This window comes from Mesorhizobium terrae, assembly GCF_008727715.1.
GTDB classification, from domain to species: Bacteria; Pseudomonadota; Alphaproteobacteria; order Rhizobiales; family Rhizobiaceae; genus Mesorhizobium; species Mesorhizobium terrae.
Genome location: NZ_CP044218.1, coordinates 3,202,844 through 3,217,687, shown reverse-complemented (window position 1 = coordinate 3,217,687; position 14,844 = coordinate 3,202,844). Strand labels below are relative to the sequence as shown.

Here is a 14,844-nt window from a genome sequence, read left to right as displayed (position 1 = left end):
GGTCGAGCTTCACTGACTGGGATCGTCAGGTGTCACTCCAAGAAGCTTCAAAGCGGTGGCGTAGGTCCGGATGCCCTGGGCCTGCTTGCGGTCCGCGCAATACCGGGTCGCCTTCTTTTGAAGCACCTTTGCCTGGGCGACCTGAGCCGCCTCGGCGTGGGTTTCGATGGCCTCGTCGAGTTGTTGACTTAGCCGGTTGCAACGTTCGCTGCGGGTGATGGGGGTGTCTGCTTGCGAGTGTCCGACGGCGGACATGACAAGCGAAACACCGAGCATCGCAGCCATCCATCCATTCGAACATCTTTGCATCGTCAGTCCCTGCGTTCCCCGTTTGCGAGGCGCCGCGACCGGTGTTCTGGCCGCTGCGAGGACCCTTATCGCATCGGTTTTTTGCGTCAGTTTTTCCCGGATGTTGAATTTTGTTTCTGGATTGTTTCTGAGGAGGACGCGCCTTCGAAACGCCGCAGCCGCTGGCCAAGACGATCGGGCAACCCTATCCTAAGGGCGAAACCAACTGCCTCCCCGGCAAAGCATTGCGATGGGTATCTCGTGAAATCCGATGCACACATTCTGATCGTCGACGACGACAAGGGCATACGCGACCTGCTTCAGGAGTTTTTCGAGAAGCGCGGCCTGCGCACCTCGGTGGCCCGCGATGGCAACGAAATGGAAGCCACGATGCGGCGCAACCAATTCGACCTGGTCATCCTCGACGTGATGCTGCCGGGCAAGAGCGGGCTGGAACTGTGTCGCGAGCTGCGCAACACGAACCAGGCGCTGCCCATCATCATGCTGACCGCCGTCAATGAAACGACGGACCGGGTGGTCGGCCTGGAGATGGGTGCGGACGATTATGTGCCGAAACCGTTCGACCCGCGCGAACTGCTGGCCCGCATCCGCGCCGTGCTGAGGCGCAACAACGCGACTGAGGCCCCAAGGCAGCAGCCGCGCCAAGTCTACCGCTTCGCCGGCTGGACGATGGATTGCTCGCGCCGCCGGCTGATCGCGCCGGGCGACGTGCGGGTGGAACTGACCGCGGCCGAATTCAACCTGCTGCACACATTCGTCAAGAGCGCGCAGCGCGTGCTCACCCGCGACCAGCTCGTCGAATTGTCCGGCGGCGACGTCGGCATCAACTATGACCGCAGCGTCGACATCCTGGTCAGCCGGCTCAGGCGCAAGATGGAAGACGACCCGCGCACGCCCAAGCTGATCCACACGGTGCGCAGCGGCGGCTACCAGTTCATTCCCGAGACCACCTCCGAATGAAGCGGTTCCTGCCACAGACCCTGCCCGCCTGGGTTCTGCTGATCGTGATCGCCGCGCTTTTGATGAGCCAGGTCGCCACGCTCTACATCGTGGCCAGGGACCGTGCCGCCGTCGCCGACATCGTCGACTACTACCGGCTGAACGATCGCGCCTATTCGGTCGTCCAGTTGCTTTATGCGGCCACCCCGGCGGACCGCAAACGCATGGCTTCCGGTGTTGCTAGCACCAGCTATGCGATGACCGTTTCCGACAGCCCCGTCGTCACCTCTTCGATCGCTCAGAACGACCAGCTGGCGGAACTGGAGGACATCCTCGTCAGCCGCCTGGCCCGCTTCGGCGTCACCGAGGCAAGGGTGCGGCGCGACGAGGCGACCCAGCCCGAAAAACCCGTCCGCAAACCCGGCTCCGATGCCGGCGAGGTGGAGAAGGATCTCCTGAGGCTCGCGGCCGGCTTCGCCGAAAGCGACAAGCTGACCGCTTCGATCGAGTTCTCCGACGGCCAATGGCTGAACTTCACCGAACCGATCATTCCGCCAGGCCCGGTGCTGAACCCCGAGAGCCTGCCGCTTTATGCCATCGTCGCCGGTCTCGTCGTGGCGATGTCGGTCTGGTCGCTGCGCCGCCTGACCGCGCCCTACCGGGTGATGGAAACGGCAGTACGGCGCATCAGCAACGACCTGAAGAGCCCGCCCATATCGGAGGCCGGCAGCCGCGAAATCCGCGCAGCGGCCCGGGCGATCAATTCCATGCAGTCGCGGCTGCGCGAATATGTCGAGGATCGCGAGCAGCTCGCGGCGGCGCTGGCGCACGACCTGCGCACGCCCCTCACACGCATGCGGCTGAGGCTGGCGCTGCTGCGCAAGTCGAAGCTGCACGACGACCTCGCCCGCGATTTGAGCGACATCGAGGACATCGCCCGCTCCGTCATCGATTTCGCCACGTTCGAAGTGGCGGAGGAGAAAAGCGAGCGCATCGATTTCCTGTCACTGGTCGAATCCGTCGCCGACGGCTTCCCCCAGGTGACGCTCGACGACAACGGCACGCCGTCGCGCGAACTGATCTGCCTGGCGCGGCCGGTGGCGCTGCGCCGCTGCGTCACCAACCTCATCCAGAACGCGGTGACTTATGGCCAGAAGGCGCATCTCAGCCTGCATCATTCCAACAGCCAGATGGCGCTGCTGATCCGCGACGAAGGCCCCGGCATACCGCAGGCCAAGCTGGATGCCGTATTCAGCCCGTTCGTCCGGCTGGAGAAATCGCGCAACCGCGAAACGGGCGGGCTGGGCCTCGGCCTGACGATCGCCCGCAACATCGCGCGGGCCGCCGGCGGCGAAATCTATCTGTCGAACCATCCCGAGGGTGGCCTGCAGACTGAGCTGCGCCTGCCGCTCGCGGTTTAGCGCCAGGCAGCGACCCGGCCGGTCGCCTCATCCAGATTGTCGGCCAGCGTACGACCGGAAGCCTTACGAGGCTTAAGGTCATGGTCGCCGTCGGGCAGCCACTGGACGGCGATTGTCCCAGCGAGCTTGTAGCTAGCCACTTCCTCGCGAATGCCGAAGGGGTCGCGTTCGCCCTGGCAGATCAAAGTCGGGCATTCCATTGCGGCGAGGTGAGCGGTTCTGAGCTTGTCTGGCTGGCCTGGCGGGTGGAACGGGTAACCGAGGCAGACGAGCCCAGCGATTTTCCCCGTCCTGAACAGTTCGTCGGCGACCATGCTGGCAACCCGCCCGCCCAGCGACTTGCCGCCGATCAGCAACCTGCCGCCGGTTGCGGCAGCAGCGACGGCCTGTCGATATTCGTCCAGAAGCACCTCGGCGCGAGGCGGCGGCTTGCGCTGGCCGGACCGTCGCGCCGCCATGTAGCCGAACTCGAAACGCAGGGTGCGGACGCCTTTGCCCGCCAATTGCGCAGACACGGCATTCATCCAGTCCGAATCCATCGGCGCTCCGGCGCCGTGGGCAAGCAACAGGGTGGTGCCGGCGTCCGCCGGGCCGTCATCGAGAAACGAGATCATGCCAATCCCTTGCGTTCGTTCGGCACACCGGTCCGGAAAGACACGAACCTATCGGCGCAGAACCGCCGAGAGAACATCGCGAATGCCGATGGCGCCGACGAAGCGCGACTGGTCGTCGAACAGCGCCACCGGAGCCGTTTGCGAGCGGTGCATGGCCAGCATCACGGTCTTGAGCGGCGTGCCGGGCGTTGCCCAGAACACCTGCGCCGCCTCGTCGGGCTGGCGCTCGACCTCGGTGCAGGAAACCCATACCGCCGGCTTGCCGTCGCGCTCGGCGGCGGCGACCAGGCCATGCTCGTCGATCTTGAAACGCGTGGTCTTGCGCCGGTCAAGCCAGATCCAGCCTTCCTCGGCCTGTTCGAGATCGCGACGGTCGCGCATGACGTTCCAGGCGGTGAGCACCGAGAGCGGGTTCACATTGGCAATGAAGTCGCGGACATAGTCGTTGGCGGGCCGCAGTACGATGTCCTCCGGCGCGCCGGACTGCACGATGCGCCCGCCCTCCATGATGGTGATCGTGTTGCCGATCTTCAGCGCCTCTTCGAGGTCGTGGCTGACGAAGATGATGGTCTTCTTCAGCGTCTTCTGCAGCTGCAGAAGCTCATCCTGCAGCTTGGTGCGGATCAGCGGATCGAGCGCCGAAAACGGCTCGTCCATCAGCAGGATCGGCGCTTCGGTGGCGAAGGCACGCGCCAGGCCGACGCGCTGCTGCATGCCGCCCGACAGTTCATGCGCGTATTTCTTCGACCACGGGTCGAGGTTGACGAGCTTCAGCTGCTTGTCGACCCGGGTCTTGCGCTCGGCGTCCGGCACGCCGGCGAGTTCGAGGCCGAGGCCGACATTTTCCTCGACCGTGCGCCAGGGCAGCAGGCCGAATTGCTGGAACACCATGGCGACCTGATGCTGGCGCAGCTGCCGAAGCGTCGCCTCGTCGCAGGAGACGACGTCGACCATGCCGTCGCCGTTCTTGACCATGACCTGGCCGCGGCTGACGATGTTGAGCCGGTTGACGGCGCGCAACAAGGTCGACTTGCCCGAACCGGACAGGCCCATCAGCACCGAAATCTCGCCCTCGTTGACGGTGAGGTTGGCGCCCGCGCAGCCCAGCACGTTGCCGGTTTGCTCGAGGATTTCGGCGCGGGTCGCTCCCTTGTCGACCATTGCCAGCGCGTCGGCCGTGTCCGGACCGAACACGATATCGACATTCCTGAAATCGACGGCGACGCTCATTTCTTGCCTCCCACGCCAATGCGCGTCATGCGGTCGAGCACGATGGCCAGCACCACGATGGCAAGGCCGGCCTCAAGACCGAGGTCGATCCTGCGCGAGCCGAGCGCCCGGTTGATTTCAGTACCGAGACCGCCGGCGCCGATCAGCGCGGCGAACACCACCATCGACAGCGACAGCATGATGCACTGGGTCAGGCCCGCCATGATGGTCGGCAGCGCCGCCGGCAGCTCGACCTTCCATAACAATTGCCGCTTAGTGGCGCCGAAGGCCTGGCCGGCCTCGATGATCGAGGTCGGCACCGAGGTGACGCCGAGATGGGTCAGGCGCACCGCAGTCGGGATGACGAAGATGATGGTGACGATCAGGCCAGGCGCGTTGCCGAGGCCGAACAGGGTGAGCACCGGGATCAGGTAGACGAAGGTCGGCAATGTCTGCATCAGGTCGAGCACCGGCAGCATCACCTTGTAGACCTTCGGCTTGTGCGCGGCCCAGATGCCGAGCGGCACGCCGATCGCCATCGAGGCGGCAGCCGCGGCAACCACCAGAACTAGCGTCTGCACGGTTTGCTTCCATAGGCCCTGGTTGATGATGAAGAGCAGGCCGAGGAACACGCCGATGGCCAGCACCTTCGAGCGCTGCAGCCACCAGGCGAGCAGCGCGATCAACAGCACGACGAGGACCGGCGGCATGACCAGCAGCAGGCTCACGATGCTGTCGAGCAGCGTGTTCAGCCCGTTCGAAAAGCCGCGGAAAATGCTGTTGAAGTTATCCGTGAGGAAGGTGAAGAACGCCTTGCCCCACGCGCCGATCGGTATCTTCCAGGTCACCAGGAAGTTTGAAACCGGATCCATCTGCCCTCCCATCTCGCGCCGCCGTCCGCCCCGCACGAACGATCATCTTGTCACAGGATATGGAAAAGGGCAGCCCCCGGCCGGGCGGCTGCCCCCTTTGCGTCGCCCGCCAGGGGCGAGATCGGTCAGCCGCCGATCGCAGTCTTCACGGCCGCAGCCGCGTCGCTACCGTCGAAGGCGGTCACGCCAGTGAGCCAAGGCTTGACCGCGTCGGGGTTCTTCTTCAGCCATTCGGTCGCGGTCTTGTTGGCATCGCTGCCCTTCAGGATCGAGTCCATCATCTGGCCTTCCATATCCAGATTGAACTTCAGGTTCTTGATGAAGGCGCCGGCATTCGGGCACTCCTGAAGGTAACCCTTGCGCACGTTGGTGGAGACGGTGGCGGCGCCAAAGCCGGAATTGCCCATGCCGTCGAGATAGGTGATCTTCATGGCGCCCATCACCGGATGCGGCGTCCAGCCGAGGAAGGCGATCCACTTGTTGTCCTTCATCGACTGCTCGGCCTGGGTCAGCATGCCGGCTTCAGAGGACTCGACCAGCTCGAAGCCCTGCAGATTGTCGGCGGGGTTCTTGATCATGTCGAGGATGATACGGTTGCCGTCATTGCCGGCCTCGATGCCGTAGATCTTGCCCTCGAACTTGTCCTTGAACTTGCCGAGATCGGTCAGCGTCTTGACGCCGGCGTCGGCGACATAGGACGGCACGACGATGCCGTAGCCGGCGCCGGTGAGGTTCTGGCTGATCGTTTCGACGGAGCCTTCGGCGGTGTAGTCCTTGATGTCGTTGGTCATCGACGGCATCCAGTTGCCGAGGAAGACGTCGAGATCCTTGTTCTTCAGCGATGCATAGGTGACCGGCACCGAAAGCTGGATGACCTCGGGCTGATAACCGAGCGCGGTCAACAGCACGGAGGCCACGCCCGTGGTTGCCTGGATGTCGGTCCAGCCCACATCCGACAGACGGACCTTCTTGCAGCTCTCCGCATCCCCGGCGAAAGCCGTACCGGTAGCCAGGAAGGCCGCAAGGCTCATTCCTGCGACGAAAGACTTCATACGCGACATGAACTTTCTCCCATTGTGTCTGTTCGGCGAAGCGGAATCCGACGCCTGGCCTTGTTATGTCAGCCAAACACCATTCTTGTGCCGTTTCAAGCACCACGAGATACGATTGACGGCGCGCATTGGCCGATCAGCGACACGGCTAAGCTTTTTTGGTGGACGGCCGAAAAGCGCCCCTCGCAGCCGCGTACAACTTCTGCATAAAGGGCCATGGCAAAGCTCTATTTCAACTACGCCACCATGAATGCCGGCAAGACGACCATGCTCTTGCAGGCATCCTACAACTATCGCGAAAGCGGCATGACGACGATGCTGTTCGTCGCCGGCCATTACCGCAAGGGCGACACCGGGCAGATCTCGTCGCGCATCGGGCTCGAAGCCGAGGCAGAAATGTTCCGCGACGGCGACGACCTTTATGCCCGCATCGCCGAACACCACGAGCACACCACCGTCCATTGCGTCTTCGTCGACGAGGCGCAGTTCCTCGAGGAAGCGCAGGTCTGGCAATTGGCCCGCGTTGCCGACCGGCTGGGCATCCCCGTGATGTGTTATGGCCTGCGCACCGATTTCCAGGGCAATCTTTTCACCGGTTCGCGCGCCCTCCTCGCGCTCGCCGACGATCTGCGCGAGGTGCGCACCATCTGCCGCTGCGGGCGCAAGGCGACGATGGTCGTGCGGCTCGGCCCCGACGGCAAGGTCGCCAAGCAGGGCGAACAGGTCGCCATCGGCAAGGACATCTACGTGTCGCTCTGCCGTCGCCACTGGGAGGACGAGATGGGGCGTGCCCAGCCGGACGACTTCATCGGCTTCACGCGGCCCTGACCGCGGCGAACGGGACTCTGGCCGCCGCAACACGACGCTGATACGGTTGGCCAACCGATCCGAGGAAGACCCATGACCCGCCAGGCGCTCGGCCCAGCCATCGCATTGATTTCCGTGCTGATCTCCATGCCTTCCTTCGCCGGAGGCGACGCAGCGGCCGGCAAGAAGGTCTTCACCCGCTGCATGGCCTGCCACGACGCCACCTCCGAGCAGGACAGGGTCGGCCCGCATCTCTTGGGCGTCATCGGCCGCGCCGCCGGCAGCGCGCCGAGCTATCTGTCACGGTATTCGCAGGCCATGAAAGACGCCGGCGGTGGCGGTCTTGTCTGGAGCGAAGCAACCCTGACCGACTATCTGCGCGCGCCGAAGGCGAAGGTGCCGGGCAACAAGATGGGCTTCGCCGGGCTCAAGGACGATGCCGACATCGCCAATGTGATCGCCTATCTCAAGGCCGACCCCAAGCCGTAAGCGGCGAACGAAAGACCACCGACATCGGCCGCATTGCGGCGAAAGCGCCTGGCCTGTCTTTCAATCGCCAATCGCCCCCCATATATTCGCCGCAACCTGTCGCGTGCAGGTCCGTGTTGACACCGCTAGGGGGACCCGATGGCGACATTGCAGAATTTCGACACCGAGATTGCCAAGACCAAGCAGGTCGTCGAGGAGATGCGCTCCAAGATCGAGCAGTCCGGTAGCGTGCTCGACACGCTCGCCAAGGCCGACAAGAAGATCGGCGATGCCAATTTCGACATCGAGAACGCCCGCATCGACGACGTGCTGAAACAGCAAAAGACGATGGAAGCCAACATCGCCGACCTCATCATCGGCCTCGAGGACGCCACCAACGTGTTCGGCGCCGAATTCGAGAGCATGAAAAACTACACCGGCTGGGAAAACTTCGTCGGCATCTTCTCGGCCCAGAAGAAGCAACGCCTGCGCACCGACCGCGTGCGCAACATGTCGCTGGCCGGCAACCTGCAGGAACTGCTGGCCAAGTCCGACACCATCGTCGGCATCCTGAAGGCGCAGAAGCAGGTGCTCGACCAACGCTACAAGACCTCCGAGGCCAGCCTTTCGCAGGTGATCGAGCGCCGCAAGGCGACCATGACCGAGCTGGAAGCCGTGCAGAAGCGCATCATGGAACTGAACCCGATGCTGCTCGACGTCGAGAACAGGATTGCCGCCTCGACCAGCCAGAAGGATCGCACCGCGCTGGAGAGCGAGCGCTCCAAACTGGCCACCGAATACAACGAGCGCCAGGCCAAGGAGCAGGAATTGCTGGCGGCCAGCCAGACGCTGGAGCGCTACACGTCCATGTTCCAGACCTTCGTGGATTCGCTCAACAACCAGATCGCCGCGCAGTCGACGCTGATCAACAAGCTGACCATCGATACCGAGCAGCGTATCGTGCTCTACAAGGCGCTGGAGGATTCGCTGAAGACAGCCGCCCAGCAGGATGTCGCCCACAAGATCAACACACTGGGCTCGCAGGTCGACACCACGGCTGAGGAGACCATGGCCGGCATCGGCGCCGCCGCGCAAAAACACATTGGCGACCTGCTCGAGATGCATGAGAAGAACATGGTGGCGACCGCCGACATCCAGCGCCGCAAGAAGCTGGCCGACGATGCCTTTTCGCGCCGCTTCGAGGATGTGATGAAGAAGCACAACGCCGCGAACTACGTGCAGTCCTGACCACGACACGACAGGACTGTCCGCATTCAATGCCTTCTTCCGATCGCCCCCATAGCCGCCATCCCTTCGCCTGGAAGGGAGTAAAGCCATGACCGTCGAGACCGAAGCGGCCGAGCGCTATTTCTCGGCCATCACGGCCGCCCTGTCGGGGCTGGAAATCTTCATGCGCGACGACCGCTCGCCGCTCTACCGGCACGGCATCGTCGCCAAGATCGTCGCCGAATACATCGCCCGGCTCGACAAATCCTTCACCTGCTGGCGCAACCGGCTGGGCTTCATGGAGACGTTCAAGATCTCGCGCGCCGAAAGCGGCTATCCGGTGTTCCAGAACCTGCTCGAACTGGAAAACGACCGCCGGCAGGCCGATAGCCGGCTGGCGACGATCCCCTCGGCCCGCGAACTGCGCGCCGAGATGGCCGACTTCATCCTGCGCCACAAGGAGTTTCCGGCAGCGCTCCAGAAGTCGATGGCCGAGCGGCTTTACCTGGAAGACATCAAGAGCGGCGAGACCTTCGCGCCCTTCTCCCTGGCGCAGACCGCCAAGGTCTCGGTCAATCCGAAATCCGGCCTGCCCTATTATCTCGTGCATTGGGCAAGCTTCGACGGCACCGCCAATTTGCCGCTGATCTATATGGCGACCGTCGAGGATTCCTCCGACGGCATCGTGCGCCAGCTGGTCGACAAGGACGGACGCCTGAACGAGAAGGTCGAGATACCGCTGCCCGTCGACGGCCTGCTCAACCCCGACCTTGCCCGCCGCTTCGACGACTTCACCGAAAAGAACTCGTCCTACTCGCTGGCGCCGCTGACCATCGCCGTCAATCTCGACAAGGATTTCGAGCCACTGCATCCAAAACAGCTGCGGCGCGTGGTGCTCGGGCCCTTCTATTCGGCCGGCATCACCGACAACAATTCGACCGTCACCGAGGTGCTGGCCAAGGTGCGCAAGCCCGAAAATGCCTGGCTGCTGACCTGGACGATCCAGGAGGTCTATTCGAAGGGCGAGAAGCCCGGCCGGCGCGGCCTGTTCTCCAGCGAGAAGACCACGCAGGAGTTCTTCATCAACACCGACGATCTCGAAGCGACCCGCCAGGGCGTTTCCAGCTACGAGAACCACGCGCTTGTGCCGCACGAGGCCTATCAGGCGCTCTACGCCGCCGGCGAGGCGCAGAAGATCTTCGGCGGCTACAAGGTCCATATCCTGTCCGGCGGACGGGTGATTTCGGATGTGTAGCGACCATCCGAACCAGACGGCTTGACGGGGGACGAATGGATACCGGCCTGACCACCATCTCCGAAGCGGCGATCGAAAAGCATCGCGCCACCGCGCAGAGCTTCATCACCCGCATCGTCGTGCTGGAAGACCCCGCCCGCGAACAGGGCACGGCGCTCGCCGGCACCGGTCGCCGCTTCGTCTCGACGGTTTCGACCGGCTCGGTGCGCAAGACACGCGAGGTGGAACTGGTAAGAACGGTTGCCTCCGTGCGGCCGGACGATCAGCTGCTGTCGATCCCGCAGCACACGCTGCTTTACCGCGCCCGCCGCGGCATCGCGATCGCGCTGGCGGTCGCCGACATTTTCGCCGAAGGCTCCGACCTCGAAAGCCTGCAGGCCAGGAACGCTCGCGCGCCGCTTGAAGGCGACGAGGCCAGCCATTTCAAGAAACTTTTGTCGGCCTCCGCCTATGTTTCGGCTTTTGCGCTGGCGTCCTACCTAACGCAGTCGATCGACAGCGACGGCGAGGCGCCGAACGACATCGCCGAGCCCGATCTCCTGTTCGACACGCCGCAGGATGCGGTCAAGTCGCTGGTGGCCGGCCTTGACCGGGCATTGTCGGGCGCCAAGGACGATGCCGACCTGCTGGCGCGGGCGAAAAGCTTCGCCCGCATTACCATCGACGGGCTTCTCGCCCGCAAGGGTCGCTTCGACGGGCTGGGCACCTTCGAGAACGCGCATATCCGCATCGACGCCGACGATTTCATCCTCGACGGTTTCGACGTCGCTCCCGGCAAGCGTGCCAAGCCGCTGGTGATGACTTTCAAGAAGCCGGAAGAAGTCGTCGGCAACCACATCGCCAAATACCAGTCGATCAAGCTGGCCAAGATGCTGATGGCCTACGACTTCGACCGCGAGCTCAACCCGTTCGTCGAACTTGGCGGCTTCCTGTTCACCTTCATCGGCGACGGCGCACCCGGCACCGGCAAGACCACGCTGATCCAGATGATCGCCGGCCTGGTCAACGATTACTGCAAGGTCGCCGGCTATCCCTTCGCCTATGAGAATTTCGGTGTCGACCAGATCTCGTCCTACCAGGGCAAGTCCGGCCAGAATTGCCGGCAGTTCATCAACAATGTGCTGAACCCGCGCGCCATCGGCTTCGGCACCATCGACGACATCGACCAGGTGGCGGCCAAACGCTCCGACGACCGGGCTTCCGCCGGCCAGCAGGAAATCACCGGCGTCTTGATGGACGCCTTTGCCGGTGCCGGCACGGTGGTGCGCGGCAATTGCTCTTTCGGCATGTTTTCCAACTATCCGGAAAACGTCGACGACGCGTTGCGCCAGCGCGCCGGCGCCCGCTGGCTGGTCGACGGTCCGCAGACCCGCGACGACTACATCGACATCTTCGTGCTTTTGGCCGGCAAAAACCACAAGATCCCGCTCGGCGACCACGAGCTTTACGCCGCGCAGGAAATCCAGCGTGCCGTGACCGAAGCCTATGGCGAACACGCCAAACCTCGGGAAGACGGGCTCGTAAGAGTTTTCGAGCGTTTCACCAAGGAGAATGGCACGCCCAAGACCATGGAGGACGTCGGCACTTATCTGCACATGATCAAGGAAGCAGAACCGCGCTTCACCGGCCGCGCCATCAAGAACGTCACCGACGCCATCAAGATGCGGGCGATGGACATCGAACTTCCCGACGAATGGTTCGAAAAGCCCGAGGCCTTCATGCACAAGGCCTATGACGAGAAGAAAGCGATGATCGAGGAACTGCGCGGGCCATTCGACATGGACATGGTCATGCAGGAGATCAACCGCTACGCCGACTCGGAGTTCCGCTACGCCGACAAGTCCGACGACGCAGCGGTGGACAAACTTCTACGCGACGCCAGGCTGCGCGAACGCGCCGCGCGCGAAATGGCGGAGTTGCAGAAGAAGGGGCTGTGGAACGCCTGATGGACCTCCTGCGCGACAACGAGCTGATCTATGGCCGGTTGCTCACGGTGGACGAGCCGCATCTGATCGGGCGCTACAACAAGGCACTCGCCGCGTTCGGCCTGAAGCCGACGGGGCTGGAGAGCTTCCATATCGACCGCACCGGCTTCTCGCCGGAGATCGCCGAGGAATGCGGAGACCAGGCCTATCTCGATCCGAACGGGGTCAACCGCCGCTTCATCATCCTCACCCCATCGCAGATCGATCTGCCGGTGGTGCACACCGCCTTCTCGAACACCTCGCAGCTGATGTTCGAATTCATGTCCAGGAACAGCCGCGCCATCGACGCGCTGACCATCAAGGACGTGCTCTATGGCGAGATCGAGGATTCCGTCTCGAAGGTCGAGGACATCGAGGATCTCCTGTCCATCAACCAGGTAGAGTTCCGCGTTCTTTCGGCCGAAGACGTTCTCGGCAAGGCGGCGGAACTCGGCACCCTGGTCGATCGCCTGAAACAGGAACCCGACGCCTGGCGCGACAACGAGATGCTCGACCGCATGGTGGAACTGGCCAAGGTCACCGGCGATATCCGCGAGAACGCGCTGGTGCCGGACCAGGTCATCTTCCGCCACAACGCATACTGGACAAGCCATTTCGGCGGGCTCTATGTCTTCGTCGACAAGGACGTGACAACGGTGGTCGGCGACCCCGCCGCGCCCGGTTTCCGCCGCTCGCGGCCGTGGCAGGTGAGCTACCTGTCGATCAAGGACGCCGACACTGTTTTCAAGTTCCTCGCCACCTCCGGGCGCATCGAACTGCCGCGCGCGTCATGGGTCGAGAGTTCCGGCTATCTCGAGCACCGCGCCGAGATGGTGGTGCGCGACCTGATCTGGCAGTCCGATCCGGACCGCAACCTCTCCAGCGTCGACAAGGTGTGGCTGCAGACCTGGATCCACAACCACGCCGACGCGATCAACCGCGACGGCAATTTCCCCTTCCTCAACGCCGCCAAGCGCGAGATCGGCCAGCTTGGCCGGTTGAAGATCGAGGAGGTAAAGCCGCAGCAGCGTTTCCTGGTGGTGCGCGCCAAACCAAGCCATCCCGACGCCTGGCTGACCAACCGCCTGATCTCCGATTTCGTGCCGTCGGACTTCGTGTCCCGCTACATTTTCAACAAGCAGGGTTTCTATCGCGACTACGAAGGCTACAGCGAGGTATGGCGATCGCATGTTGTCGATGTCCTGAAAACCACATATCTCAGGGACAAGGCGACGTTCAGGACCCGTCTCTATGGCCTGGCCGACTGAACCGACGAGGGGTGTCACCGCATGCTTGATCCGATCGTGAACTTTTTCACCCGGATGTTTCAATGGATCGGCCGCGGTATCGGCTTTCTGATCGGCATAGCGCTGTGGCCGTTCATGTGGGTCGGCCGCTGGTATTTTCAGCGGGGCTGGATGCTCAAATCCATTCTGGGTGCCGCCCTGCTCGTGCTGATCGGGCTCTACGCCAATTTCTTCTATGCCACCCAATGGTGGAACAATTTCGATCCGAACTACGTCAACAAATATGACTTCGCCAAGAGAGACGTCTCGGCCGGCGAACAGGTGACGGCCGGCGGCGGCACCGACACGACCAAATCCTGCGCGCGCTCGGCGATCGCCGACATGACGGCCGACTTGACCGATTTCAACGTGAACCAGAATGCCTGGATCTCGTCGATGATCCTCTACAAGGTCGGGCTGTTCGGCTACGACTGGGACAAGACGCCGTTCATGGACAACAAGGCCTCGTTCCAGCGCGGCATCAACCAGGCGGTGCGTCGCACATCGACCGAGCTTGCCGACAATATGGGCCGCGTGCGCACCACCTCGCAGATCGACGGCGACCTGCAGGAAGCCCGCGGCAACCTGCAATTCGACGAAGCCACCTGGTATTTCGGCTTCAGCCCGTTCGGCCCCAAGACGCCGACGCCCAGCTACTATCGCGACGCCATCAAGAAGCTGCGCGCCTTCAACGGCAGGCTTTCCACCTGCCAGGCCGTGTTCGACGCCCGCGCCGACAATCTCAAGCAATATATCGACCGTATCGCCTCAGACATCGGCTCGACCTCGGCCATCCTCAAGGACCGCGCCGAGAACTACGATTACGGCTTCTTCGACTTCCGCGCCGATGACCGCTTCTGGTTCGCCTATGGCCAGCTCTACGCCTATTACGGGCTGATGAAGGCCGCGCAGGCTGACTTCGAGGACGTGATCAAGCAGAAGAACCTGAAGAGCCTGTGGGACACCATGGACGCCCAGTTCGTCTCGGCGCTGCGCATCCAGCCCTGGATCATCGCCAACAGCGACGAAACCGGCATCTTCGCGACCCATCTGACGACGATGGGTTTTTATATCCTGCGCGTCCGCTCGAACATGGTCGAAATCAGCAGCGTGCTTTCGCAGTAGCGAATAGCGAATAGCGAATAGCGAATAGCGAATAGCGAATAGCGAATAGCGAATAGCGAATAGCGAATAGCGAATAGCGAACAAATTAGCCGGCTGCGGCCATGTCGCAAGCAGGATTTAATGTACGCTCCGGCCTTGCCTACTCGCTACTCCCTATTCGCTATTCGCTCTAAACGACCCTGTCGCATTTCGCGTATTGTGCGGCTGTTTTGAGACGGCGGGATGGCCTCCCGCTCGGCTTCTATGCAGCCCGACACCGGCGGCCAATGCCGCGCCTGCCACCTGACGATTTGGGA

At 62.8% G+C, this 14,844-nt stretch carries 14 protein-coding genes; 9 read left to right on the top strand and 5 right to left on the bottom strand.

Translation table 11 applies throughout. The features are described from left to right. Window positions 1-9: 9 nt before the first annotated feature. Window positions 10-285 carry a hypothetical protein gene (locus tag FZF13_RS16745; RefSeq protein ID WP_244431128.1) on the bottom strand — a complete coding sequence of 92 codons (276 nt, stop codon included), beginning with the start codon at window positions 283-285 and terminating at the stop codon, window positions 10-12. Between the two features lie 264 nt (window positions 286-549). On the opposite strand from FZF13_RS16745, the gene FZF13_RS16740 reads away from it, so the two are divergent. Next, window positions 550-1,269 carry a response regulator gene (locus tag FZF13_RS16740; RefSeq protein ID WP_024925543.1) on the top strand — a complete coding sequence of 240 codons (720 nt, stop codon included), beginning with the start codon at window positions 550-552 and terminating at the stop codon, window positions 1,267-1,269. Next, on the top strand, window positions 1,266-2,669 hold the full coding sequence (locus FZF13_RS16735; RefSeq protein WP_024925544.1) for an ATP-binding protein: 1,404 nt from the start codon (window positions 1,266-1,268) through the stop codon (window positions 2,667-2,669). The genes FZF13_RS16740 and FZF13_RS16735 overlap by 4 nt, the downstream gene beginning before the upstream one ends. On the opposite strand, the gene FZF13_RS16730 is transcribed toward FZF13_RS16735, so the two are convergent. The 4 genes from FZF13_RS16730 to choX all read right to left on the bottom strand — a co-directional run bounded on the left by FZF13_RS16730 (window position 2,666) and on the right by choX (window position 6,425). Beyond that, entirely contained in the window at window positions 2,666-3,283 is a 618-nt protein-coding gene (locus FZF13_RS16730) for an alpha/beta family hydrolase (RefSeq protein WP_024925545.1), read from the bottom strand. The two genes, FZF13_RS16735 and FZF13_RS16730, sit on opposite strands and share 4 nt — an antisense overlap. A gap of 48 nt (window positions 3,284-3,331) precedes the next feature. Then, the gene (choV, locus tag FZF13_RS16725) at window positions 3,332-4,513 is read right to left on the bottom strand and encodes a choline ABC transporter ATP-binding protein (RefSeq protein ID WP_024925546.1); all 1,182 of its coding nucleotides are present in this window, start codon (window positions 4,511-4,513) and stop codon (window positions 3,332-3,334) included. Then, window positions 4,510-5,364 carry a choline ABC transporter permease subunit gene (choW, locus tag FZF13_RS16720; protein WP_024925547.1) on the bottom strand — a complete coding sequence of 285 codons (855 nt, stop codon included), beginning with the start codon at window positions 5,362-5,364 and terminating at the stop codon, window positions 4,510-4,512. Before choW ends, choV begins: the two co-directional genes overlap by 4 nt. A gap of 125 nt (window positions 5,365-5,489) precedes the next feature. Continuing rightward, a complete protein-coding gene (choX, locus tag FZF13_RS16715) occupies window positions 5,490-6,425 on the bottom strand; it encodes a choline ABC transporter substrate-binding protein (protein ID WP_024925549.1) in 936 nt (311 codons plus the stop codon). A gap of 207 nt (window positions 6,426-6,632) precedes the next feature. On the opposite strand from choX, the gene FZF13_RS16710 reads away from it, so the two are divergent. The 7 genes from FZF13_RS16710 (at window position 6,633) to FZF13_RS16680 (ending at window position 14,548) form a co-directional block, all read left to right on the top strand. Beyond that, the gene (locus FZF13_RS16710) at window positions 6,633-7,244 is read left to right on the top strand and encodes a thymidine kinase (RefSeq protein WP_024925550.1); all 612 of its coding nucleotides are present in this window, start codon (window positions 6,633-6,635) and stop codon (window positions 7,242-7,244) included. Window positions 7,245-7,370: 126 nt separating this feature from the next. Beyond that, window positions 7,371-7,712 carry a c-type cytochrome gene (locus tag FZF13_RS16705; protein WP_373426400.1) on the top strand — a complete coding sequence of 114 codons (342 nt, stop codon included), beginning with the start codon at window positions 7,371-7,373 and terminating at the stop codon, window positions 7,710-7,712. Window positions 7,713-7,850: 138 nt separating this feature from the next. Continuing rightward, window positions 7,851-8,939: a hypothetical protein gene (locus FZF13_RS16700; protein ID WP_024925552.1), complete on the top strand. Its 1,089-nt coding sequence runs from the start codon at window positions 7,851-7,853 to the stop codon at window positions 8,937-8,939. Between the two features lie 88 nt (window positions 8,940-9,027). Beyond that, window positions 9,028-10,173, top strand: a complete 1,146-nt coding sequence (locus FZF13_RS16695; protein WP_024925553.1) for a hypothetical protein — start codon at window positions 9,028-9,030, stop codon at window positions 10,171-10,173. A 35-nt stretch (window positions 10,174-10,208) separates the two neighbouring features. Continuing rightward, entirely contained in the window at window positions 10,209-12,119 is a 1,911-nt protein-coding gene (locus FZF13_RS16690; protein WP_024925554.1) for an AAA family ATPase, read from the top strand. Continuing rightward, the gene (locus FZF13_RS16685) at window positions 12,119-13,405 is read left to right on the top strand and encodes a DUF6638 family protein (protein WP_036254425.1); all 1,287 of its coding nucleotides are present in this window, start codon (window positions 12,119-12,121) and stop codon (window positions 13,403-13,405) included. Before FZF13_RS16690 ends, FZF13_RS16685 begins: the two co-directional genes overlap by 1 nt. Window positions 13,406-13,426: 21 nt before the next feature. Beyond that, window positions 13,427-14,548: a DUF2333 family protein gene (locus FZF13_RS16680; RefSeq protein ID WP_024925556.1), complete on the top strand. Its 1,122-nt coding sequence runs from the start codon at window positions 13,427-13,429 to the stop codon at window positions 14,546-14,548. Window positions 14,549-14,844: the final 296 nt, after the last annotated feature.

Coding starts and splice junctions, on each gene's coding strand:
- FZF13_RS16745 (WP_244431128.1), bottom strand. CDS start 285: ATGGCTGCGATGCTCGGTGTTTCGCTTGTCATGTCCGCCGTCGGACAC.
- FZF13_RS16735 (WP_024925544.1), top strand. CDS start 1,266: ATGAAGCGGTTCCTGCCACAGACCCTGCCCGCCTGGGTTCTGCTGATC.
- FZF13_RS16730 (WP_024925545.1), bottom strand. CDS start 3,283: ATGATCTCGTTTCTCGATGACGGCCCGGCGGACGCCGGCACCACCCTG.
- choV (WP_024925546.1), bottom strand. CDS start 4,513: ATGAGCGTCGCCGTCGATTTCAGGAATGTCGATATCGTGTTCGGTCCG.
- choW (WP_024925547.1), bottom strand. CDS start 5,364: ATGGATCCGGTTTCAAACTTCCTGGTGACCTGGAAGATACCGATCGGC.
- choX (WP_024925549.1), bottom strand. CDS start 6,425: ATGTCGCGTATGAAGTCTTTCGTCGCAGGAATGAGCCTTGCGGCCTTC.
- FZF13_RS16710 (WP_024925550.1), top strand. CDS start 6,633: ATGGCAAAGCTCTATTTCAACTACGCCACCATGAATGCCGGCAAGACG.
- FZF13_RS16705 (WP_373426400.1), top strand. CDS start 7,371: ATGCCTTCCTTCGCCGGAGGCGACGCAGCGGCCGGCAAGAAGGTCTTC.
- FZF13_RS16700 (WP_024925552.1), top strand. CDS start 7,851: ATGGCGACATTGCAGAATTTCGACACCGAGATTGCCAAGACCAAGCAG.
- FZF13_RS16695 (WP_024925553.1), top strand. CDS start 9,028: ATGACCGTCGAGACCGAAGCGGCCGAGCGCTATTTCTCGGCCATCACG.
- FZF13_RS16690 (WP_024925554.1), top strand. CDS start 10,209: ATGGATACCGGCCTGACCACCATCTCCGAAGCGGCGATCGAAAAGCAT.
- FZF13_RS16685 (WP_036254425.1), top strand. CDS start 12,119: ATGGACCTCCTGCGCGACAACGAGCTGATCTATGGCCGGTTGCTCACG.
- FZF13_RS16680 (WP_024925556.1), top strand. CDS start 13,427: ATGCTTGATCCGATCGTGAACTTTTTCACCCGGATGTTTCAATGGATC.